Here is a 21,455-nt window from a genome sequence, read left to right on the forward strand (position 1 = left end):
GCGCCATGACTGTTTCGTGACAAAGGTGTGATTTCTGGGCTAGCTTGGCCGATGACATGAGCATGCAGGACACAGCCTCCTCCGGCGTCGCGCTATGGCGCCTCGTTGCCGACGGCATCGAGCGCGGGATCGCCGACGGCCGCTTTGCCGCCGGTGACAAATTGCCGGGCGAGATGGAAATCGCCGAAACCTATCGTGTGAATCGCCACACCGTGCGGCGCGCGCTGGCGGCGCTTGCCGAGCGCGGCATCGTGCGGGCCGAACGCGGCAGCGGAACCTATGTCGAGGCGCAACGCCTCGCTTACCCCTTGCGCTCGCGCACGCGCTTCTCCGAGATCGTCGGCGCCGATGGCCGCGAGCCGCATGGCCGCTTGCTCGAAGCCTCCGAGGACGTCGCCACGCGCGAGCTGGCGCGGGAACTGGGCTTGAAGACCGGCGCACCGCTGGTGCGGATCGAGGCGATCCGCCTTGCCGACCGCACGCCAATCTGCGTCTCCACGACCTGGCTGTCGGCGGAGTTGTTTCCGGGTGCGGGGGCGGTATTTGCCGCGACGCGCTCGATGACGAAACTGCTCGAGCATTTCGGCGTGCGCGACTATCGCCGCGGCGCGACCCGGATCACCGCCGGCATCGTCGACGCGACTGATGCTGCGCGGCTCGATCTTCCGCTGGGACGGCCGATCCTGGTGGTTGACGCGACCGACCACGATCTCGACGGCAAGCCGCTGGTGACCAAGCACTCGCGGTTCGCGGCGGAGCGGGTGGAGTTTCTGGTGGAGAACGGGTGAGCTGCGCCATCTTCCCCTCTCCCCCTGTGGGAGAGGGTGGCTCGTCGCGAAGCGACGAGCCGGGTGAGGGGTCTCTCTCCGCGAGTCCAATTCTCATTTGAGTGCGCGGAGAGAGACCCCTCATCCGGCGCTTCGCGCCACCTTCTCCCACAAAGGGAGAAGGAAGAAATCACGCGACAGCCCGCCGCCCGATAATCGCAAACCGCAGCTTGCTCGAGACGAAATCGATCGCGGCGACCGCGACCAAAATCATCAAAATCAGGAACGACACCCTCTGCCATTCCAGCACGCGGATCTGCTCGGCGAGCTGGAGGCCGATGCCGCCGGCGCCGACGATGCCGATGATGGTGGCCGAGCGTGTGTTGGATTCGATGAAATAGAGCACCTGACCGGCGATGACGGGAAGGACCTGCGGCAACAGGCCGAAGCGGATCTCATGCAACGCGCTGCCGCCGGAGGCGCGGATGCCTTCGACCTGCTTCTGGTCGGCGCCCTCGATCGCCTCCGAGAACAGTTTTCCGAACGCGCCGAAATCCGACACCGCGATGGCGAGGACGCCGGCGAACGGACCGAGCCCGACCACGTTGATCCACACCAGCGCCCAGATCAGCGTGTCCACGCCGCGGATCGAGTCGAGGAAGCGGCGGACCGGGAAGCGCAGGATGTTCGACGGCACGATGTTGCGCGCGGCCAGCAGGCTGACCGGAAGCGCGAACAGCGCGGCCAGCGTCGTGCCGAGCAGCGCGATCGACAGCGTTTCGCCGAGCGCCTTCAGATAGACCGGCAGCGACGAGCCGGGGTCCGGCGGGATCATCATCAGGCTGATCCAGCCGAGCTGGCTGAGGCCGGCGAAGAGGCGCGACGGCGAGAAGTCGAGATCGACGAGCCCATAGACCAGGATCGCGAATGCCGCGACGATCATCGCTGGCATTGCCAGCCGCGCCGACGCCGGCCGGTCGAACACATCAGGGTAGCGGGCGCGAATCTCGCGCGTGTCGACCTGCTGCGGCTTCGTCACGTCCGCGCCTCCTTGCCGAACAGGCGGCCGCGCAGCCAGCCGGTGCCGATGTCGATGATGAAGACGGTGACGATGATGGTGAGCAGGATGGCGCTGACGTCCGAATAGTAGAACTTGCGGATCGCGACGACGAGCTCCTGGCCGATGCCGCCGGCACCGACGAAGCCCATGACGGAGGCTTCGCGGACATTGATCTCGAAGCGCAGCAGCGCGTAGCTGGCATAGCCCGCGGTCACCTGCGGCACGATGGCAAAGCGCATGCAGGCGAGCCAGCTCGCGCCGGTCGAGCGGATGCCCTCGACCGGCCTCATGTCGGCGTTCTCGACGATCTCCGAGAACAGCTTTCCGAGCGCGCCGGTGGAGTGGATCGCGATCGCCAGCACGCCGGCCATCGGACCGAGCCCGAAGGCGATCACGAAGATCAGCGCAAAGACGATGCCCGGGACAGTGCGCGCGAACTCAAGCAGACGGCGCACCACGAAACGCAACCAAGGCGAAGGTGAGGTGTTTTCAGCCACGAAGAAGTTCAGGCAAAATGCGAAAGTCGCGCCGATCAGCGTGCCGACATAGGAAATCAGCACGGTCTCGCCCAGCATCTTCAGCCATTTGCGCCAACCCCACAGCCATTCGCCGACATCGGTCCAGACCCGCTGGCCGCTGTCGAGCGTGAGGATGCGGTCGAAATAGCTGATGAAGTTGCCGAAATGGGCGAAGAGGGTGCGCAGGTTCACTTCCGCGCCGACCGCGGCGAGAAGAAGCGCAGCGGCGAACACCGCGGCTCCCAACAGCAGGCGCCATCGCCTGCGCGCCACCGCCTGGCTGTAAGCCGCATTGAGCGTCGCCAGCTGCTGTTCGGGGAGGATCGAAACCGCGATGGTCATTGGTCAAAGAGGACCCATCAAAAGAGAAAGAGCCGGGTCCATCGACCCGGCTCCAGTGACGTCGCCCTGAGATCAGGACGCCTTCTTCTTACGCAGTGCATCGACGAACTTGATCAGGTCGATCGTGCCATCCCAGTCCTTGGTGGTGGCGTGATTAAAACCCTTCTTCTGGCCGTCCTGGAGGCGATCGAACGCCGCCTTGTCCTTCGCCGGCGCGTCGAAGAAGGCCTTCGCGATGGCCGCCTTGGCGTCGTCCGGCAGATCAGAGTTGTAGGCGTAGGGACCGTTGATGATCGGTGCCGACTTGTGGATGATGCGGAAGTCGTCCTTCTTCATCGCCGAGCCGTCGGCATTCTTCAGCATGCCCTTGGTCAGCATCTGCGCCAGCGTCGAATCGTCGTCGGTGGTCCACTGGTTGGCGGCGACGTCGACCGTGCCCTGCGCCAGCGCCAGCATCGCGTTCTCGTGGCTGCCGGTGAAGACGACCTTGCTGAAATAGGTGTCGGCGTCCGGGATGCCCATCTTGTCGAGCTCGAAACGCGGCACGTTGTTGCCGGATGTCGAGTTCGGATCGACCAGACCGAGGTTCTTGCCCTTGAGGTCGTCGACCTTCTTGTAGGCGCTGCTCGCCTTGACGAAGAACACCGAATAGTAGCCGGTCGAGCCGTCAGCATTGATGTCGTTAGCGAAGGCGTCGGTCTTGACGCCGGTCAGGCGCGCGCGGGCAAACGAGGCCGAGCCGTAGCTGGCGATATGGATGTTGCCGGCGCGCTGGCCTTCGATCACGGCAGCGTAGTCGTTGGCAATGCGCAGCGTGACCTTCACGCCCAATTCCTTGGTGAGATAGCTCATGAACGGCGCCCACCGCTCGGTGACGCCGGAAGCGTTCTCGGCCGGGACGACCGCGAAGGTCAGCTCGGGATATTTGGCTTTCCAGTCCTCGGCGGAGGCTGACGTCGTGAACGCGAGCGCGGCGGCGCCGGCGAGGATTAATCTGCGAGTGATCATGATACCCTCTTCATCGGTTGGGGTCGGTTGACGCAAAACTGGCAACTAAACAGGTGAGGCTCAGGCGGCCGCGGCCGTTCCGAGCGCCGGCACACCCTCGGGCACCGGTGCAGATGCGCCGCCCATGACATCGGCGGCTTCGAGATCGTAAAGCTCACGCGCGACGTGGTCGGTCAACTCGGCCGGCGCACCGTCGAACACCACGCGCCCTTGCGCCATGCCGATCAGCCGGTCGCAATAGCTGCGGGCCAGATCCAGCGAATGCAGGTTACAGAGCACGGTGATGCCAAAATGCTTGTTGATGCGCAGTAGCGCATCCATGACGATCTTGGTGTTGCGCGGGTCGAGCGAGGCGATCGGCTCGTCGGCAAGGATGATGTCGGGCTGCTGCACCAGCGCGCGGGCGATCGCGACGCGCTGCTGCTGGCCACCGGAGAGCTGGTCGGCGCGCTGGGCCGCGAGCGAGGCGATGTCGAACTGTTCGAGCGCGGACATTGCCAGCGCCTTGTCCCGCTCGGGCCAGGTCTGCGTCAGCGAGCGCCAGGCCGGCATCGTCGCAAGGCGCCCCATCAGCACATTGGTCAGCACGTCGAGCCGGCCGACCAGGTTGAATTGCTGGAAAATCATCGCCGACCGCGCGCGCCACTGCCGCAATTCCTTGCCGCGCAGTGCGGTGACGTCGAGGCCGTCGAACAGGATCCGGCCCTGCGTCGGCGTCGCCAAGCGATTGATCATGCGCAGCATCGTCGACTTGCCGGCGCCGGAGCGTCCGATCACCCCGACGAAGCCGCCGGGGGAGACTTGAAACGAAGCGTCGTCCACCGCGGCTTTTGCGCCAAAACGGCACGTCAGACCTTCAACCACCAGCATGCAGGGCTCCAGAGTAGCTGGGACCCACCGCTAACGCCCGCGCTTGACACTTGTGTGACATGCACGTTGCGGTGCGGCGATCCAACACACCTCATCCCCTGTCATCGCATCGTCATGACATTGTCATCAGGCGGCTCGAAGAGGAACCGTTCTCAAACTACGGATGTAACATGGCCGGCAAAACGCTCTCGGTCCAACCGACCATCGACGCTTCCGCGAAGCTCCATGAGACCAGGCTTGGCGCCTATACCGAAGTCGGCGCGCGCACGATCCTGAACGAAGTCACCATGGGCGATTATTCCTATGTCGTGAACGACGCGCAGATCACCTACAGCACAATCGGAAAATTCTGCTCGATCGCGGCGATGACGCGCATCAATCCGGGCAATCATCCGATGCACCGCGCGACGCAGGCGCATTTCACCTATCGTTCGAGTGCCTATTTCGCGGGCGAGAGTGACGACGCCGACTTCTTCGACTGGCGGCGTCAGCATCACGTCCATATCGGCCATGACGTCTGGATCGGCCATGGCGCGATCGTGCTGCCGGGCCGCAACGTCGGCACCGGCGCGGTGATCGCGGCCGGCGCGATCGTCACCAAGGACGTGCCCGCCTACACCATCGTCGCCGGCAATCCGGCGCGGATCGTGCGGCGGCGGTTCTCGGAAGAGGTTGCGGGGCGACTTGCAAGGCTCGCCTGGTGGGACTGGGATCACGACAAATTGCGTGCGGCGCTACCCGATTTTCGCAAGCTCGCAATTGAAGATTTCCTCACGACATACGAAGCAGGGGCACATTCCTCTGCCAGCAAACGAAGCGCGGTCGCGTGACAGATATTTTCCTTGAAGGCGGCCGGGCCCTGATCGGCGCCGAGTTCGTCGAAACTTCACTGAGTGTTTCCGGAACGGATATCGCGCAGCTCGGTGCCTCCCGCGGCCGGGCACGGCTGGCGATCGATGCGCGCAATCTTCTGGTGCTGCCCGGAATCGTCGACCTCCATGGCGATGCCTTCGAGCGGCAGATGATGCCGCGCGCAGGCGTCGACTTCCCGATCGACGTCGCGCTCGCCGACAGCGACCGGCAGGCGATCAGCAACGGCATCACCACGGTGTTCCACGCCACGACCTGTTCGTGGGAGCCGGGCCTGCGCAGCGCCGGCAATGCGCGCGGCCTGATGGAAGCGATCGAGCGGCAGCGCCCGCAATTCGCCGCCGACACCCGCTTCCATTTGCGGCACGAGACCTACAACCTCGATGCCGAGGCCGAGATCTCCCAGTGGCTCAGCGAGGGCCGCGTCGATCTGTTCGCCTTCAACGACCACATGGACGGCACCGTTGCCGACATGGCCAAGCCGCGCAAGCGCAACCGCATGGTGGAGCGCACCGGACTGTCGAGCGAGGATTTTGACAGACTGGTCGCGGGCGTGGTTGCGCGCGCGGCCGACGTGCCGGCTTCGGTGTCGCGGCTCGCCTCAGCCGCCCGCTCCGCAGAGGTGCGGATGCTCTCGCATGACGACGCCACGCCGGTGATGCGCCAGGAGTTCCGCGAGCTGGGCGCCTTGATCGCGGAGTTTCCGATCAACGAGGAGACGGCGCGCGCGGCGGCAAGCCACGGCGATGCCATCGTCTACGGCGCGCCGAACGTCGTGCGCGGCGGCAGCCACACCGGCTGGACCAGGGCGTCGGACATGATCGCCAAGGGTCTCTGCTCGGTGCTGGCCTCGGACTACTACTATCCCGCGCAGTTGCTCGCCGCGTTCCGCCTCGCCGCCGATGGCGTGCTGCCGCTGGCGAAGGCCTGGGATCTGGTCTCGGCCGGACCCGCGCGCGCGACCGGCCTTGCCGATCGTGGCCTCCTCGCTGCGGGGCGCCGGGCCGATATTCTGCTGGTCGACGACAGCGTGCCGCTGCGGCCGCGGCTGATCGCCGTGATATCGGGCGGAAAGCTCGTGCATCTCACCGATGCGACACGGCTGCTCGCCGCGGCCGTAGCGCCGCGCGAGGCTGTCGCCGCGGCCTAAATTGGTTATGCTGAGCCAATGACAGGTTTTCCCCGCTACGCGATCTATTTTGCCGCAGGCAGCAGCAGCGCCCTCTCCCGCTTCGGCGCCGAACTGCTCGGCTACGATGCCTATACGGGCGACGAGATTTCGTTTCCGCGTGACGCGCAGCATGTCGCGCCGGACTGGCGCGACATCACGGCCGATCCCCGCAAATACGGCTTTCATGCCACACTGAAGGCGCCCATGGCACTCGCGGCGGACAAGACCGAGGCGGAGCTTACGGCCGCCTGCGCCGCCTTCGCCAGCAAGTCGCGGCCTGCCCCGATGATCCGCCCCGTCGTCGATGCCATCAGCGGCTTTATTGCCGTTATTCCGGCCGAGCCGGTCGATGAGCTCCAGCAGCTCGCCGCCGATTGCGCGCGCGATTTCGACTCCTTTCGTGCGGGGCTGACGGCAGAGGACCGTGCGCGGCGCAAGCCGGAGAGGCTTAGCGAGCGGCAGCGCGACTATCTCGACCGCTGGGGCTATCCTTACGTCATGGAAGAATTCCGCTTCCACATGACACTGACGGGACGGCTGGACGCGGAGCGGCGCGGACCGATCCTGGAGATGCTGCGGGCGCGGTTTGCGACGCTCGGTCTCGACACACTGGCGATCGATCGCATCGCGCTGTTCAGGCAGGATGATGCGAAGGCAAGATTCCGCATTGTCGGCGAGTGGGCGCTGGCGCGGTAGCCTCAACAAACTCCGTCATTGCGAGCGCAGCGAAGCAATCCAGACTGCCTCCGCGGAAACAGCCTGGATTGCTTCGTCGCAAGGGCTCCTCGCAATGACGATGGAGAGACTTACTTCCCCCACCGTAGCGCCAGCGCGTCACGCTCCTTGGCCAGCTCCAGCAGCCCGGCCCGCGTCGCCGGATGCAGCGGCTGGAGCGGATGGCGCACAGCCTCCGACTTGATCACGCCGCCGGCCTGCATCATGACCTTGCAGGCGATCAGGCCGCATTGGCGGTTCTCGTAGTTGATCAGCGGCAGCCAGCGCTCATAGGCGGCTTTCGCCTGCTCACGCTTGCCGGCGAAATACGGGTCGATGATCTGGCGGATGCCGTCGGGATAGCCGCCGCCGGTCATCGCGCCGGTGGCGCCGGCATCGAGATCGGCCAGCAGCGTGATCGCCTCCTCGCCATCCCAGGGACCCTCGATGTCCTTGCCGCCCGCCTCGATCAGGCTGCGAAGCTTTGCAGCAGCGCCCGGCACCTCGATCTTGAAATAGCGGACGTTGGCGAACTCGCGCGACAGCCGCGCCAGCAGCTCGACCGACAGCGGCGTGCCGGCCACCGGCGCGTCCTGGATCATGATCGGAATGCTGATCGCGCCGGAAAGCACCTTGAAGAACTCGACGATGCCCTTCTCCGGCACGCGAAACGTCGCGCCGTGATAGGGCGGCATCACCATCACCATGGCGGCACCGGCCGCTTCGGCCTGCTTGCTGCGTGCCGCACAGACGGCCGAACTGAAATGGGTGGTGGTGACGATGACGGGAACCCGGCCCGCAACATGCTCCAGCACCGCATGCATCACGGTGTCCCGCTCGGCGTCGGTCAGCACGAACTGCTCGGAGAAGTTGGCGAGGATGCAGAGGCCATGCGAGCCGGCATCGATCATGAAATCGATGCAGCGGCGCTGACCGTCGAGATCGAGCTCGCCGCGCTCGTCGAAGATCGTGGGCGCCACCGGGAACACGCCGCGATAGGGGCGCTGGGCCTTGGTGTGTGGCGTGACCGGCATCGAACTCTCCATCCCATATTTTCTGCTCTGTCGCCGCGCTCGCGCGACGTCACAGATGTACTCGGCACGCGGATCGGCGGCAATGCCGATCCGCGTGCCGCTGGAACAGGGATGCGAGAGTTACGCGGTTTTCACGGCGCCGAGGAAGCCCTCGACCGCGGTGCGGAGACGATCGGCGTCGGCCGACATCTTCTTGACGGACTCCGACAGCACCGTGCCGGCGTTACCGGTCTCCTGATTGAGCTTGGCGACGCTGCCGATGGTGTCCGTGACCTCGCGGGTGCCTTGGGCGGCCTGCTGGAAGTTGCGCGAGATCTCGGTGGTGGCCGCGCGCTGCTGCTCGACGGCGGCCGCAATCGCGGTCATCTTCTCGTCGATGCCGCTGATCGAGCCGCCGATCGAGCGAATGGCGGCAACCGCTTGACCTGTCGCGCCCTGGATCTCCTCGACCTGACGCGAAATCTCTTCCGTCGCCGTCGCCGTCTGCGCCGCGAGGCTCTTGACCTCACCGGCGACCACGGCAAAGCCACGGCCGGCTTCGCCGGCACGCGCGGCTTCGATGGTGGCGTTCAGCGCCAGCAGGTTGGTCTGGCCGGCGATCGCATTGATCATCTTCACGACTTCGCCGATACGGTTTGCGGTCTGATCGAGGATCTCGACCGTCGCGTTGGTCCGCTCGGCCTGCGACACGGCCTCGCGGGCCTCGCGCGCGCTCGACTGCACCTGCGCGGAGATTTCGCCGACGGAGGCGGAGAGTTCCTCGGTCGCAGCCGCGATGGTTTCGAGATTGTTGGTGGCCTGCTCGGCGGAGGAGGCGACCGCCGCGGTCTGGCTGCTCGACTCCGAAACCAGCGTACGCACATCGGTCGCGGTGGCATCGAGCTCTCTTGCCGACGCCGCAACGCTGTGGATCACCGCCTGCACGGTGTCGTCAAAGCTGCGGCACGCCTCATCCACGGTGCCGGAGCGGGCGAGCTGCAGCGCCTGCTGCGATTCACGTTCCTGACCGAGACGCTCCGCGGTTGCCGCGCTTTCGCGGAGGCTTTCGAGTGCGGCCGCCATGGTGCCGAACTCGTCAGGATATCTGGACTGTGGAACGTGCGTCGCATAGTCGCGCGCGCCGATGCGGGCGATGGCATCGAGGATGGCGCGCACCGGACGCATGAGGCGGGTGCGCACGACATAGACGCCGGCCAGAGTCACGGCGAGCGCAAGGAGGAACGCAAGCGATTGCACGATGAGATTGGTCAGTGCCTTTTCCTGAACCGTCTCCGCACGCGCGATCGACTGATCCAGGGCCTTGTTCGCGACCGCGACGATGGACGCGAACGGCGACTGGCACAGCACATTCCATTCCGAGGCGGGCATCGCGGGCTTGCCGCTGCCGTCAAAATTCTTGGTGAGTTCCCCGATCTGCTTGAGGACGCCGTCGGTCTTGGCGCGCGCGTCCTTCGCGGCGGTGACCATCTCAGCGGCGACATCGGGCGCGGCCAGCAGTTCCTCCATGCCGGCCCAGCCCGACGCGATGGAGCCGTTCCAGCCCGCAATGGTCTGCTTCTGGGTCTCCTCGAGCGGCTTGCTGGCGTTGACGTTCGGACGCAAGGTCGAGCACTGGATGCCGTAGCGGTCGCGCACCTGCCAGGCGAAGCGGCGAACCTGGATCATGCGGGCGATGAAGGGATCGTTCATCCAGGCGCGGTTCGACACCGCAGTCGACGCCAGATTGGCGGTGTCGATCACCTTGGTGACGGCATCGTACCAGGCATTGGTGCGCTCCATCTTGCGCTCGGCCCGCGGACGCTTGGCCTCGTCATAGAACAACTGGAACTGCGGTGCGGCTTCGCTCCAGCGCTGCTTCAGCGTATTCGCGAGCTCGTCGCGCCGGGCGAATTCGACGGTGGACAGTGCCACGCCGATGGATTCATAGCCGGCCTGCTCGGCCTTCTCGGCGGCACCCAGCTTGGTGCGCGGATCGTCCTCGCCAAGCAGTGCGCTCTGGGCATCGCCGCGATTGTTGCGCAGCGACAGCACCCCATGGAAGATCGTCTTGTCGGCGGCGGCAAGCCGCGCGGTTTCGAGACTGTCGCTGTAGCGGCCGAAGGCCCCGACCATCTGGATCGCGGTAGAGGCCAGCGCACCGGCGGCCAGCAGGGCCATCAAGGTCAGGAGAAGCGAGCTTACCGATTTCTTAAACATTGCCATGAGCGAGGGGGCCTGCATTGTACTGCCGGCCACCCTGCATCGTGACATGCCAAGGATCGGTTAAGGTTTTCGTCAAATTGCCGGGAGTTCCCGGTCTGTCAGCGCTTAAAGACTAGCGAAATCAGGCAACCTTGGTGAAATCCGGCGGGCGGCGTTCCGCAAAGGCCGTGAACGCTTCGCGCGCTTCCGCCGTGCGCAGGCGCTGGGCAAATTGCTCGCCTTCGGCCTGCATCTGCGCGACCAGCGCCTCGCCGTTGCGCATCAACTTCTTGGTGGCGGTGAGCGCGCCGGCCGGCTGGCGGGCAAGCCGCTGCGCCAGCGCGAGGGCCTCGGCGTCGAGCTTGTCGAGCGGGACAACGCGGTTGGCGAGTCCCCATTCCAGCGCGGCTTTCGCCGACACGGTCTCACCGAGCGCGAACATCTCATAGGCGCGCGCATAGCCGATGCGCGCCGGCATCAGCAGGCTGGAGGCGGCTTCCGGCACGAGTGCGAGACTGACGAAGGGCGTCGACAATTGCGCGTTGTCGGCCAGCACGACGAGGTCGCAGTGCAGCAGCATCGTGGTGCCGACGCCGACGGCGCGGCCCTGCGCCGCTGCCACCAGCGGCCGGGTGCAGCGCGCCAGCGACTGGATGAAGCGCACGACGTTGCGGCTGCCCTCGGACTTGCCGGCTGCCACGGCGGCGAACTCGCCGACGTCGTTGCCGGCGGTGAACATGTCACCCTCGCCGCGGATCAGGATCACGCGGGCGGAGGGATCGAACTCGGCGGATTCGATGCTGTCGGCGAGCTTGCCGTACATCGCATCGGTCAGCGCATTCTTCTTGTCGGGGCGCGCCAGCGTGATCGTGAGAATTCCGCCATTGTTCTCGGTCCGGACATGCTCGGTCATTGCTCTGCTCCTTTTGAAGGTCTTGAATCTGAAGGTCTCGGATCTGAAGGTCTTGGATCTGAAGGTCTTGGAAACTTGTCCTGAATGCTGGTCAGCCAGCGCGCGACGATGTCGATCTCCGCGCTGGTAAACCCGTCCGTCAGCGCCGCGTTGATCTCGGCGGCCGAGGTCTTCGCCTGCGCCAGCGCATTGCGCCCCTTCGGCGTCAGCCACACCCGCCAGGCGCGGCCGTCCTCGCGATCGGCGCGCCGCTCGATCAGTTTTGCCGCCGCCGTGCGGTCGACCAGGCCGGAAATGCCGGCCGGCCCCATATCGAGCGCCGCACCTGCCTCGCCCATCAGAACGCCGTCCTGCTTGCCGAGGATGAACAGCAGCCCCGCCTGCGCCGGCGTCACTTCGCTCGAAGCCTGCACCGCCATCCAGCGCTGCAGGCGGCGTTGTGCGACGTTCAGGAGATAGATCAGCCGGTGGTGCCGTGCTGCAGGGTCTTTACTTCGCATGCGAAACAAATAGTCGGGCCGGCTGGGAATGTCAAAGGGCGTTGTTAGGTCGATTTGACGCGGCAACCGTCGAGAAACAGGGCCGCGCAGGTCTGCACGCGATGCTCGATCTGCTTGCGCGAGGGTAGCGGCTTGCCGCCATAGATTGCCGCACGCTGCGGCGCCGATGCGACCATGCCGATCAGCATGCCGGCGATTTCCTCCGCATCGTCGATGGCGATCCGCTTGCGCTTGACCTGCACGCGCAGCCAGCCGGCAAGCGCCTTCACGGTGCGAGCGATGCCATTGTTGTAGAAGTTGGCGGCAAGCTCCGGGAATGCGGCGGATTCCTGCAACACCATGCGCTGCAAAGCCACGACCTCCGGATCGAGCGCGAGATCGGCACAAGCCATCAATGCGGCGCGCAGGCCCGTTTCGATGTCGACCTCGTCGCTGGCCTGGAGATCGACCGCGGAGAGCAACCGCTCCAGCCTGTCCGCGCACATCGCCTCGAACAGCGCGGCCTTGCCGGGAAACAGGCGATAGAGCGTCTTGGTCGAGATGCCGGCGCGGCGCGCCAGCTCTTCTGTGCTTGTCGCGGCATAGCCGTCGCCGGCAAAGGCGTGCCGTGCGGCTTCGAGGACGATGCTCTTCGTCTCGTCGTCGCTGCGCACCGGCGGCCGTCCGCGCGGACGGCATTCGTTTTCCGATTTTGCCTGAGCCATGTCTTTAAATGATGCCTGTCATTCCATTGACAATTCCAAAGCTAGTCTCATTTTGGAAATTATCAAGTTTCCTAATTCAGGGGAGCCGGCCATGACCGTCCACACTACCCCATCCGCAGCTGCCCAGACCGCCCTTCCAGCGACCGCGCTGGAAGGTGTCCTGCCCGGCGCCACGACCGGCGTCCGCCGGCAAAAACTCAACCTTCGCAAGCTGTTGCTGATGGGGGCCGCCGCCATCGCGTTGGCCGGCGCCAGCTGGTACGGCTACGACTATTGGACCGTCGGCCAGTACCTTGTCTCCACCGATGACGCCTATGTGAAGGCCGACAACACCACCATCGCACCGAAGGTCAGCGGCTATCTCAACGCCGTTCTGGTCGCCGATAACGAGCATGTGAAAGCCGGCCAGGTGCTGGCCCGGATCGACGACCGCGACTTCCGCGTCGCGCTCGACCAGGCCCGTGCCGACGTCGCCGCTGCGAATGCGACGGTGACGAGCAAAGAGGCGCAGCTCGACGTCCAGCAGGCGGTGATCGCCGCCGCCAAGGCGACCATCGACGTTGACACCGCCGCGAAGACTTTCGCGGAGCAGGAAAACAAGCGTTACAGCGACCTCGCCAAGACCGGCTACGGCAGCGTACAAAATGCGCAGCAGGCCCAGGCACGCGACGCCGGTGCGGACGCAACGATCGCGCGCGACAACGCCAACCTCATCTCCGCCCAGAAGCAGGTCGATCTCCTCAAGGCGGAGATCGTACAGGCCAAGGCCTCTGCTGCCCGCGCCGCTGCGATCCAGCAGCAGGCCGAGCTCAATCTCGGCTACACCACGATCGTCTCGCCGATCGACGGCGTCGTCGGCAACCGTTCCTTGCGCGTCGGCCAGTTCGTGCAGGCAGGCACCCAGCTGATGTCGATCGTGCCGGCCGAGGGCGCCTATGTCGTCGCCAATTTCAAGGAGACGCAGCTCACCCACGTGAAGGCCGGACAGACGGTCGATATCGAGGTCGACATGTTCCCCGGCCAAATCGTGCACGGCCATGTCGATTCCCTCGCACCGGCGAGCGGCCAGGAATTCGCGCTGCTGCCGCCCGACAATGCCACCGGCAACTTCACCAAGGTGGTGCAGCGCATCCCGGTCAAGATCGCGCTTGATGCCGGGCACGGACCCGCGATTGCGCTGCGGCCGGGCATGTCCGTCATCCCCACCATTGCAACACGTTCGACCGCGCCGACCGCGAATGCGGCCGTGACGCCCACAGCGAAGCTCGTCTCCGGAGGGTCGTACCATGTCAAACAGCCTGTCAATTTCGACGCCAGCAACACCGGCCGCGACGCCTGATCGCGCCGCCAGCGATCCGAACCGCGCGAGCCTCGCGACCTGGATCGCCGTGCTCGCCGCCATGATCGGCTCGTTCATGGCCATCCTGAACATCCAGATCACCAATGCCTCGCTGGCCAATATCGAGGGCGGCATCGGCACCGGCGCGGACAACGGTTCCTGGATCTCGACGTCCTATCTGATCGGCGAGATCATCGTGATTCCGCTGACCGATTATCTCAGCCGCGTGTTCTCGTTCCGCCGCTATATGATCGCAAGCGCGGCGCTGTTCGCAGCGTTCTCGGTCGCCTGCGCCTTCACCCATGACCTGCCGTCCATGATCGCGATGCGCGGCCTGCAGGGCTTTGCCGGCGGCGTGCTGATCCCGATGGCCTTCACGCTGGTGCTGACCAAGCTGCCGAAGCCGCAGCAGCCGGTGGGGCTTGCGATCTTCGCGCTGTCGGTGACGTTCGCGCCCGCAATCGGCCCGACCATCGGCGGCTATCTCACCGAGAACTACGGCTGGCGCACCATCTTCTTCGTCAACGTAATCCCGACCGCCGTGATGGTGGCCGCGCTCTATCTGACGCTGGAGAAGCAGAAGATGCAGCTGGGCCTTCTGAAGGAGGGCGATTGGGCCGGCATCGTCACCATGGCGATCGGGCTATCGGCGCTGCAGGCGGTGCTCGAAGAAGGCAACAAGGACGACTGGTTCTCCTCGCCTTTCATCGTCAGGCTGGCGGTGATCGCGGCCGTCAGCCTCACGCTGTTCGTCACGATCGAGCTCACGATCGAAAAGCCGCTGATCCGGCTGCGCCTGCTGACGCAGCGCAATTTCGGCTTCGGCACCATTGCGATGACCATGGTCGGATTCGCGCTGTTCGGCTCGGTCTACATCCTGCCGGCCTATCTCGGCCAGGCGCAGGGTTATAATGCCGAGCAGATCGGCAACGTGCTGGCCTGGACCGGCCTGCCGCAACTGGTGCTGATCCCCCTGATCCCGAAGTTGATGCAGCGCTTCGACACGCGCACCATCGCCATCACCGGGCTCCTCATCTTTGCCTATAGCTGCTTCATGAACACGGCGATGTCGCCGGATTATGCCGGTGACCAGCTCTGGATCCCGAACATCGTGCGCGCCGTCGGACAGGCCATGGTGCTGACGCCGCTGACCTCGGTGCTGACCGGCGGCATCGCGCCGCAGGATGCGGCGGCGGCCTCCGGCATCAGCAACATGTTCCGTAATCTCGGCGGCGCGATCGGCACGGCGACGCTCGCCACCATCATCACCAAGCGCGAGCAGTTCCACTCCAACATCATCGGCCAGTCGGTGACGCTCGGCCGCGAGGAAATCCGCACCCGCATCGCGCAGATGACGGACTACTTCATGGCCCACGGTGTGCCCGACCCCAACGCCGCGCGCGAGCAAGCCATCATCGCGCTCGGCAAAACGGTAAAGCGCCAGGCGCTGGTGATGGGCTATTCCGACGCCTTTGCGGTGATCGGCGCGGTGCTGGTGCTCGCCGCGATCGCGGTGCTGCTGACGCGACGGGTGAAGGCGGCGGGCGGGCCGGCGCATTAAGCTCTTCTTCTCCCTCTCCCCGTTCTTACGGGGGCGCGACGAGCTTCGCTCGCGCTGAGAGGGTTGGGGTGAGGGGCTTCCTCTACGCGTGAGATCTATCGAGAGACCTGTACCCCCTCACCCGGATTGCATCTAAGGATGCAATCCGACCTCTCCCCGCACGCGGGGAGAGGTGAAGGGCCACCTCACGGCGCACAGGTAAAACTCGCCGCCTCCGTCACCGGCCCCGACCTGTAACGCGGCCAGGCCGGCCAGCGGCACAGCGGCAGCGCGCGGGTCACTGTGAATGACGGCGCCTCGAGTTTCTGCTCGGTGACTTCCAAGTCGCCGGGCGCCTTGCCCTTCTCGACCCAATTGACCAGCGCGCTCAGCATGTCGACATTGGCCGGCGCACCGGAGCCGACATGATCGACGCCGGGGGCGGTGTAGAGCCGCGCGAATTCCGCGGTCTCGGCCTTGCCGAGCTTCCGCTCGACGCTCTCGAAATAGCGGATGCCGGCGTACGGGCTCTGCGCGTAGTCGGCCATGTGCTCGAGCATGATCAGCCGGCCGCCTCGGGCGCGGAAGCGGCTGAGATCGGGGTCGGTGGAATCCATGAGCGCCGAGACTTCGAGCAGCCGCGCCTTGTGGTCTTCCACCTTGTAGGTCGTGACGTCGAGCGTGGGATCGCGCGCGAACACATACCGGATACCACCGGCACCGTAGACCCAGGCGATGCCGTTGTTAGGCGCAGGCGGCTGCGCGGGCGGCGCGGTGCCGAGCCACCACGCGACCCAGCCGCCGGTCGGGCCAACCGCGGGCGTATCCTCGCCCGAGACGCCCCAGCCGGGATAGTCGTCGAGGCCATTGGCGAGGGGGAACGGGAATTTGTAGGTCGCATGCAGCGTGTTGACCGCGTTGATCTGCGCATCGGTCAAACACTGATCTCCGCTCTGGCCGCTGGCGCACCGCAGCGTCTCGACCTTGAATGTCGCCTTGCAAGACACGGGATCCTGCACCAGTGCGTCGTCGGAGCCATCGGCCTTGTCGCAGGCGGCGCGCACGGCGTCGCCGACGAGCTTGACCTGCGCCGGATTGATCCAGGCCTCGCCCATGGTCGCAAGCCCCGAGCGCGTGCCGGCATGCTGCAGGCCCACCCAATTGATGACGGGGACGCGCGCAAAAATGCCGTCGAAATCGTCGGGGTAGCGCTGCGCCATGGTCAGGCCTTCGCGGCCACCCTCGGACGAGCCCATGAAGTACATTTTTTCCGGCTTCTTGCCGTAGGCACGCTCCATCAGCGCAACGGCGGCGTCGCGCACCTTCTTGTAGGCGCGATGGGCAAAGTTCTCGAAAGCTTCGTCGTTGAGCGCGAAGACCTGCGGCAGTTCGCCTTGTCTGGTCTCATGACCGGAATCGGTGCCATAGGTGACGAAGCCACGCGCGAGCGGCGACGGCTTGTCGAAGGGATAGGCGGGCGGCAGCCCGAGGCCGCTGATCAGCACGCCGTTGAAACCGCCGCCGCCATATTGCACCGAGCGACCGTTCCACTCGACCGGGAGATTGACCTGGAATTTGATCGGCGGCGCCTTGGGATCGACAGGGTCGATATGGCCGAGCAGCTTGCAGAAGGCGGGATTGGCGGGCGTGACGCGCCCCGACGGGGTCGGCCCGCGTTCGGCAACCGCGAGAGGCGACGGCGCCAGCAGTGTCGCGGTATCGATCTTCACGGCATCGGCGCCGCCGGTGAGACCCTTGCAGACGGTGTCCGCATCCTCCGCCAGCGTCACCGCGGACGCGCCGCCCGCGCTCATGACCGCCATCGCACCCACGAGCCATGCACAGAGCTTCGCTCTTTGTCGCGTCATCGTTTCCACCCGGCGTTCGCTGTTATGTAGGATTGATCCGTTGGCCGCATTGAATGCAACCTTCGCCGTGCCGTCAATCGCTCGCTTTGGAATTCGGCTCAGAACGATCCCAGCACGCTGCCCAGGGCGATCACGGCCACCAGTGCCAGCAGCGACGTCACGATGCCGACCATGACGATGTCGACATAGCTGTCGCGATGCGTCAGGCCGCAGATCGCAAGCAGGCTGACCACCGCGCCATTGTGCGGCAGGATATCCAGCGTGCCCGAGCCGATCACCGCCACGCGATGCATCAGCGCAGGGTCGATGCCAGTGCGTGCGGCGAGCTCGACATAGGTCTGGCCGAGGGCGTCCAGCGCAATGGTCAGGCCGCCTGACGCCGACCCGGTCAGCGCGGCCAGGATGTTGGTTGCGACGGCAAGCGAGACCAGCGGTCCGCCTTCGATCGCCAGCACCCAGTCGCGCACGATCGCGAAGGCCGGCAGCGAGGCCACGACTGCACCGAAGCCGACGAGGCTGGCGACGCTGAATGCGGGCAGGACGGACGCATTGGCTCCGGCGTCCATGGTGCGACGAAGCGCCGGCAGGCGGGCCCGGTTCAGCGCGATGGTCGTGACGATGGCCGCCGTCAACGCGACTGCGACCGACCACACGCCCGCGACGGCCGCGAGCGACGTTTCACCAAAACGCTGCTCGGCGAGATAGCTGACATCGAGCCGCGGCAGCACGACAAGGGACATCACGAGATTGACGGCCACGACGACGATCAGCGGCGCGATGGAGTTCAGCACGGGCGAAGGCCGGTCGCTGCGATGACCGTGCTGTAGTTCCGCCGGATCGAACTCGCGCGCGGTCGTCGCGCGCTCGCGCACGAGCTCGTCCGCGGCGGCGTGCTCGATCGCGCCCTCGATGTCGTCGCCATAGCCTTCTCCGGCGCGGCGCGCCGCAGCTTCTGCACGGTGGAGCCACCACAATCCCGCGCAGAGCATGATGATGGAGGCGATGATGCCGAGCCCCGGCGCGGCGAACGGCGTCGTGCCGAAGAACGGCATCGGGATCGCATTCTGGATCGACGGCGTGCCCGGCAGGGCCGACATGGTGAAGGTCGACGTCCCCAGCACGATCGCAGCCGGGATCAGACGGCGCGGGATCGCAGCCGCGCGAAACAGCGAACGGGCCATGGGAACGATGACGAAAAACGCGACGAACAGACTGACGCCGCCATAGGTCACCGCGGCACCAGCGAGCACCACCGCCAGGATCACGCGCCGCTCGCCGAGGCGCTCCGCCATGAAGCCCGCGACCGACGTCACCGCGCCGCTATCGTCCATCAGCTTGCCGAAGACCGCGCCAAGCAGAAAGATCGGAAAGAATTGCGCCAGAAATCCTGCCGCATTCACCATGAACACCTGCGTCAGGTTCGCAAGCAAGGGTTCGCCGCCGAACAACGCGGCAACGAGCGCAGCGAAAGGCGCCAGCAGAAGCACGCTCCAGCCGCGAAAGGCGAACAGGACCAGCAAGCCGAGCCCGACGAGAAGGCCGAGAAGACCCATGTCTCAGCACTCCGACAGGAGAATGTCGAGATCGGCGGTCGATTGCCGGCCGATGTCGGCACCGTGCTGGCCAAGAAACGCGTCCGCGGCCAGGCGCCCCTCGGCGCGCAGCATCGAGACGAACTCCCATTCCGCGTTGAGTTTCGACGAAGCGCCGAACGCCGCCAGCATGTCGCTCTTGATCCGGTGCGTCCGCATCTTCGCCCAGCGCGCGCCCTCGCCGCTGCCGGGGTCGGCGGCCTGGCGCAGCAGCGCGATCATGCGCAGCTCCTTCACCAGCGGCGAGTTGAAGGAGATTTCGTTCAGCCGGTTGAGGATTTCGGCAGCCGTCCGAGGCTCCTCCGGCCGCTCCGTCGGATTGATCTGGACCAGGATGGTGTCGTGCGCGTCGCTCTCGCGGACCAGCGGTGTAATGGTCGGGTTGCCGGCATAGCCGCCGTCCCAATAGGACTCACCGTTGATCTCGATCGCGCGAAACATGGTCGGCAGGCAGGCGGAAGCGAGCAGAACGTCGGCCGTGATCTCCGCATTGCGGAAGATGCGGCCGCGCCCGGTGCGAACGCGCGTCGCGGTAATGAACAGTTTGATTGGCGAACTCGCCAGCCGCTCGAAATCGATGCTCTCGGCGAGCACCGCGCGCAGCGGATTGTAGCCGGTCGGATTGAGATCGTAGGGCGAGAGCACGCGCGACATCAAATCGGTGAGAATGTAGAAGGGCGACGTATCGAGGGTCCAGCGCCCCATCAGGCGGTCGAGCGGCGAGCGCTGCAGCGGACTGAAGGCCGCAGCCTTCGAAACGCGGCGCCAGTATTGTTCGAGCGCCTCGCGCGCGCCCTCGGCGCCGCCGGCCGTCCAGCCGTCCGCCAGGACCGCCGCATTCATCGCCCCTGCGGAGGTTCCGGAGATCGCGGCGATCTCCAGCCATTTCTCTTCGAGGAGGCGGTCGAGCACACCCCAACTGAAGGCGCCGTGCGAACCGCCACCCTGAAGCGCGAGATCAATCAGTACGGCGTCCCGTTCCATGGCGGACACTCACGCAACTGAAGCTCAAATTCGACGTGATTTTGCACCATGTCGAATTCGACGGCAGTGTGAGAGCAGTCGCCGCGATATGCAACTGGAACGTGGGGGCGTTTAGTGCTCGAATACCAGCCGTGCGCCGACCGTGCCCTCGAGGCTGCTGATCTGCGCAAGCAGCGCGGCCGAATCCACGCCCCCGAGGTCGGCATCGAGCACGACGTAACCGAGGTCACCTGCGGTCTCCAGATATTGCGCGGCGATGTTGATGTCGCGCTGGAGGAAGACCTCGTTCAGCCGCCGCAGCATGCCCGGCACGTTGCGATGGACATGGCTGAAGCGCGCGCCGGAGGGGCGCAGGTGCAGCTGCACCTCCGGGAAGTTCACCGCGCCCATGGTCGATCCCGTGATGAAATAGTCGACCAGTTTTCGCGCGACTTCCCCACCGATGCGCTCCTGTGCCTCCTCGGTGGAGCCGCCGATATGCGGGGTGAGGATGACGTTGCCGAGGCCCTGCATCGGGCTCTCGAAGCGATGCGCGTTCGAGGACGGTTCGACCGGAAACACGTCGATCGCGGCGCCCGCAATGTGACCGTCGCGCAGCGCGCCCGCGAGCGCATCGAGATCGACCACGGTGCCGCGGCTGTTGTTGATGAAGAACGAACCGGGCTTCATCGTCCGCAGCTCCTTCTCGCCGATCATGCCCGCGGTCTCCGGCGTCTCCGGCACGTGCAGGCTGACGACGTCGCTCTGCGCCAGTAGCTCTTCGAGCTTCTCGACCGGCTCGGTGTTGCCATGGCGGAGCTTGTCGGTGCGGTCGTAATAGATCACGCGCATGCCCATGGCTTCGGCGAGCGTCGAGAGCTGCGAGCCGATATTGCCATAGCCGACGATGCCGAGGGTGCGGCCGCGGACCTCGCGGCTGCCGGTTGCGGACTTGTCCCAGCCGCCTTCATGGGCGGACACCGAGCGCGGAAAGATCTGGCGCAGCAGCATCACGATCTCGCCGATCACGAGCTCGGCGACGCTGCGCGTGTTGGAGAACGGCGCATTGAACACGGGAATGCCGCGCTTGCGCGCCGCAAGCAGATCGACCTGGTTGGTGCCGACGCTGAAGCAGCCGACCGCGAGGAGCTGGTCGGCGGCTTCGAGCACCTCATCGGTGATCTGGGTGCGCGAGCGGATGCCGAGCAATGACACGCCCTTGAGCGCCTTGCGCAGATCCTCGCCGTCCAGCGCCTTGGTCAGCCGCTCGATATTGGTGAACCCCGCGCCCTTGAACAGGTCCACGGCGCTGTCATTGACGCCTTCGAGCAGCAGCGCCTTCGCGCTCCGCTCAGGGCTTTGGCCTGGGGCTGGCATAGAATCTCCTGAAATGGCGGCTTTGCCGCAGCTCATAAACCGCGGACGAGGCCCAGCACAATAGGGTTTGGATAGGGGGAGAAGATGGCGCGGGGGTAGATGTGCTGGTGTACCAGACCCGTCG

Annotated in this window: 19 protein-coding genes; 6 read left to right on the forward strand and 13 right to left on the reverse strand. The window is 65.6% G+C overall.

Annotated elements, in window-relative coordinates:
• Positions 1–56: 56 nt before the first annotated feature.
• On the forward strand, positions 57–788 hold the full coding sequence (gene phnF, locus AC1RR3_RS25440; RefSeq protein ID WP_492825836.1) for a phosphonate metabolism transcriptional regulator PhnF: 732 nt from the start codon (positions 57–59) through the stop codon (positions 786–788).
• 169 nt (positions 789–957) lie between these two features.
• On the opposite strand, the gene phnE (AC1RR3_RS25445) is transcribed toward phnF, so the two are convergent.
• The 4 genes from phnE (AC1RR3_RS25445) to phnC form a co-directional block, all read right to left on the reverse strand.
• Positions 958–1,806 (reverse strand): phosphonate ABC transporter, permease protein PhnE, encoded by an 849-nt coding sequence (phnE, locus tag AC1RR3_RS25445; protein ID WP_492825837.1) that lies wholly within the window; start codon positions 1,804–1,806, stop codon positions 958–960.
• Entirely contained in the window at positions 1,803–2,687 is an 885-nt protein-coding gene (phnE, locus tag AC1RR3_RS25450; protein WP_492825838.1) for a phosphonate ABC transporter, permease protein PhnE, read from the reverse strand. Before phnE (AC1RR3_RS25450) ends, phnE (AC1RR3_RS25445) begins: the two co-directional genes overlap by 4 nt.
• A 72-nt stretch (positions 2,688–2,759) precedes the next feature.
• Complete coding sequence (gene phnD, locus AC1RR3_RS25455) at positions 2,760–3,695, reverse strand: phosphonate ABC transporter substrate-binding protein (protein ID WP_492825839.1); 936 nt, start codon at positions 3,693–3,695, stop codon at positions 2,760–2,762.
• A 60-nt stretch (positions 3,696–3,755) separates the two neighbouring features.
• A complete protein-coding gene (gene phnC / locus AC1RR3_RS25460) occupies positions 3,756–4,565 on the reverse strand; it encodes a phosphonate ABC transporter ATP-binding protein (protein ID WP_492825840.1) in 810 nt (269 codons plus the stop codon).
• A gap of 170 nt (positions 4,566–4,735) precedes the next feature.
• On the opposite strand from phnC, the gene AC1RR3_RS25465 reads away from it, so the two are divergent.
• From AC1RR3_RS25465 to AC1RR3_RS25475, 3 genes are read left to right on the forward strand one after another with little or no spacing between them, the layout of a single operon-like run.
• Positions 4,736–5,395, forward strand: a complete 660-nt coding sequence (locus AC1RR3_RS25465) for an LbetaH domain-containing protein (protein ID WP_492825841.1) — start codon at positions 4,736–4,738, stop codon at positions 5,393–5,395.
• Positions 5,392–6,585, forward strand: a complete 1,194-nt coding sequence (locus AC1RR3_RS25470) for an alpha-D-ribose 1-methylphosphonate 5-triphosphate diphosphatase (RefSeq protein ID WP_492825842.1) — start codon at positions 5,392–5,394, stop codon at positions 6,583–6,585. Before AC1RR3_RS25465 ends, AC1RR3_RS25470 begins: the two co-directional genes overlap by 4 nt.
• Positions 6,586–6,603: 18 nt before the next feature.
• Positions 6,604–7,302, forward strand: a complete 699-nt coding sequence (locus AC1RR3_RS25475; RefSeq protein ID WP_492825843.1) for a DUF1045 domain-containing protein — start codon at positions 6,604–6,606, stop codon at positions 7,300–7,302.
• A gap of 110 nt (positions 7,303–7,412) precedes the next feature.
• Here AC1RR3_RS25475 and AC1RR3_RS25480 read toward each other — a convergent pair whose 3' ends face one another.
• The 5 genes from AC1RR3_RS25480 to AC1RR3_RS25500 all read right to left on the reverse strand — a co-directional run bounded on the left by AC1RR3_RS25480 (position 7,413) and on the right by AC1RR3_RS25500 (position 12,652).
• On the reverse strand, positions 7,413–8,354 hold the full coding sequence (locus AC1RR3_RS25480; RefSeq protein WP_492825844.1) for a dihydrodipicolinate synthase family protein: 942 nt from the start codon (positions 8,352–8,354) through the stop codon (positions 7,413–7,415).
• 120 nt (positions 8,355–8,474) lie between these two features.
• Entirely contained in the window at positions 8,475–10,556 is a 2,082-nt protein-coding gene (locus tag AC1RR3_RS25485; RefSeq protein WP_492825845.1) for a methyl-accepting chemotaxis protein, read from the reverse strand.
• A gap of 121 nt (positions 10,557–10,677) precedes the next feature.
• Entirely contained in the window at positions 10,678–11,448 is a 771-nt protein-coding gene (locus tag AC1RR3_RS25490; protein ID WP_492825846.1) for an enoyl-CoA hydratase, read from the reverse strand.
• Positions 11,445–11,948 (reverse strand): MarR family winged helix-turn-helix transcriptional regulator, encoded by a 504-nt coding sequence (locus tag AC1RR3_RS25495; RefSeq protein ID WP_492825847.1) that lies wholly within the window; start codon positions 11,946–11,948, stop codon positions 11,445–11,447. Before AC1RR3_RS25495 ends, AC1RR3_RS25490 begins: the two co-directional genes overlap by 4 nt.
• Before the next feature lie 44 nt (positions 11,949–11,992).
• Complete coding sequence (locus tag AC1RR3_RS25500; RefSeq protein ID WP_492825848.1) at positions 11,993–12,652, reverse strand: TetR/AcrR family transcriptional regulator; 660 nt, start codon at positions 12,650–12,652, stop codon at positions 11,993–11,995.
• A gap of 91 nt (positions 12,653–12,743) precedes the next feature.
• On the opposite strand from AC1RR3_RS25500, the gene AC1RR3_RS25505 reads away from it, so the two are divergent.
• Together AC1RR3_RS25505 and AC1RR3_RS25510 are read left to right on the forward strand one after the other, a co-directional pair.
• On the forward strand, positions 12,744–13,991 hold the full coding sequence (locus tag AC1RR3_RS25505; protein WP_492825849.1) for an HlyD family secretion protein: 1,248 nt from the start codon (positions 12,744–12,746) through the stop codon (positions 13,989–13,991).
• Positions 13,939–15,552, forward strand: coding sequence for a DHA2 family efflux MFS transporter permease subunit (locus tag AC1RR3_RS25510; RefSeq protein ID WP_492825850.1), 1,614 nt, complete (start codon positions 13,939–13,941; stop codon positions 15,550–15,552). Before AC1RR3_RS25505 ends, AC1RR3_RS25510 begins: the two co-directional genes overlap by 53 nt.
• A 185-nt stretch (positions 15,553–15,737) precedes the next feature.
• Here the strand turns inward: AC1RR3_RS25510 and AC1RR3_RS25515 are convergent, their stop codons facing one another.
• The 4 genes from AC1RR3_RS25515 to serA form a co-directional block, all read right to left on the reverse strand.
• On the reverse strand, positions 15,738–17,399 hold the full coding sequence (locus AC1RR3_RS25515; protein WP_492825851.1) for a tannase/feruloyl esterase family alpha/beta hydrolase: 1,662 nt from the start codon (positions 17,397–17,399) through the stop codon (positions 15,738–15,740).
• A gap of 98 nt (positions 17,400–17,497) precedes the next feature.
• Positions 17,498–18,952: a GntP family permease gene (locus tag AC1RR3_RS25520; RefSeq protein ID WP_492825852.1), complete on the reverse strand. Its 1,455-nt coding sequence runs from the start codon at positions 18,950–18,952 to the stop codon at positions 17,498–17,500.
• A 3-nt stretch (positions 18,953–18,955) separates the two neighbouring features.
• Entirely contained in the window at positions 18,956–19,975 is a 1,020-nt protein-coding gene (locus tag AC1RR3_RS25525; protein ID WP_492825853.1) for a patatin-like phospholipase family protein, read from the reverse strand.
• 111 nt (positions 19,976–20,086) lie between these two features.
• A complete protein-coding gene (gene serA / locus AC1RR3_RS25530) occupies positions 20,087–21,331 on the reverse strand; it encodes a phosphoglycerate dehydrogenase (protein ID WP_492825854.1) in 1,245 nt (414 codons plus the stop codon).
• Positions 21,332–21,455 lie beyond the last annotated feature (124 nt).

It is taken from the genome of Bradyrhizobium sp. GW821-FHT13H05, from assembly GCF_058804065.1.

Coding starts and splice junctions, on each gene's coding strand:
- phnF (WP_492825836.1), top strand. CDS start 57: ATGAGCATGCAGGACACAGCCTCCTCCGGCGTCGCGCTATGGCGCCTC.
- phnE (WP_492825838.1), bottom strand. CDS start 2,687: ATGACCATCGCGGTTTCGATCCTCCCCGAACAGCAGCTGGCGACGCTC.
- phnD (WP_492825839.1), bottom strand. CDS start 3,695: ATGATCACTCGCAGATTAATCCTCGCCGGCGCCGCCGCGCTCGCGTTC.
- phnC (WP_492825840.1), bottom strand. CDS start 4,565: ATGCTGGTGGTTGAAGGTCTGACGTGCCGTTTTGGCGCAAAAGCCGCG.
- AC1RR3_RS25465 (WP_492825841.1), top strand. CDS start 4,736: ATGGCCGGCAAAACGCTCTCGGTCCAACCGACCATCGACGCTTCCGCG.
- AC1RR3_RS25475 (WP_492825843.1), top strand. CDS start 6,604: ATGACAGGTTTTCCCCGCTACGCGATCTATTTTGCCGCAGGCAGCAGC.
- AC1RR3_RS25480 (WP_492825844.1), bottom strand. CDS start 8,354: ATGCCGGTCACGCCACACACCAAGGCCCAGCGCCCCTATCGCGGCGTG.
- AC1RR3_RS25485 (WP_492825845.1), bottom strand. CDS start 10,556: ATGGCAATGTTTAAGAAATCGGTAAGCTCGCTTCTCCTGACCTTGATG.
- AC1RR3_RS25490 (WP_492825846.1), bottom strand. CDS start 11,448: ATGACCGAGCATGTCCGGACCGAGAACAATGGCGGAATTCTCACGATC.
- AC1RR3_RS25495 (WP_492825847.1), bottom strand. CDS start 11,948: ATGCGAAGTAAAGACCCTGCAGCACGGCACCACCGGCTGATCTATCTC.
- AC1RR3_RS25500 (WP_492825848.1), bottom strand. CDS start 12,652: ATGGCTCAGGCAAAATCGGAAAACGAATGCCGTCCGCGCGGACGGCCG.
- AC1RR3_RS25505 (WP_492825849.1), top strand. CDS start 12,744: ATGACCGTCCACACTACCCCATCCGCAGCTGCCCAGACCGCCCTTCCA.
- AC1RR3_RS25510 (WP_492825850.1), top strand. CDS start 13,939: ATGTCAAACAGCCTGTCAATTTCGACGCCAGCAACACCGGCCGCGACG.
- AC1RR3_RS25515 (WP_492825851.1), bottom strand. CDS start 17,399: ATGACGCGACAAAGAGCGAAGCTCTGTGCATGGCTCGTGGGTGCGATG.
- AC1RR3_RS25520 (WP_492825852.1), bottom strand. CDS start 18,952: ATGGGTCTTCTCGGCCTTCTCGTCGGGCTCGGCTTGCTGGTCCTGTTC.
- AC1RR3_RS25525 (WP_492825853.1), bottom strand. CDS start 19,975: ATGGAACGGGACGCCGTACTGATTGATCTCGCGCTTCAGGGTGGCGGT.
- serA (WP_492825854.1), bottom strand. CDS start 21,331: ATGCCAGCCCCAGGCCAAAGCCCTGAGCGGAGCGCGAAGGCGCTGCTG.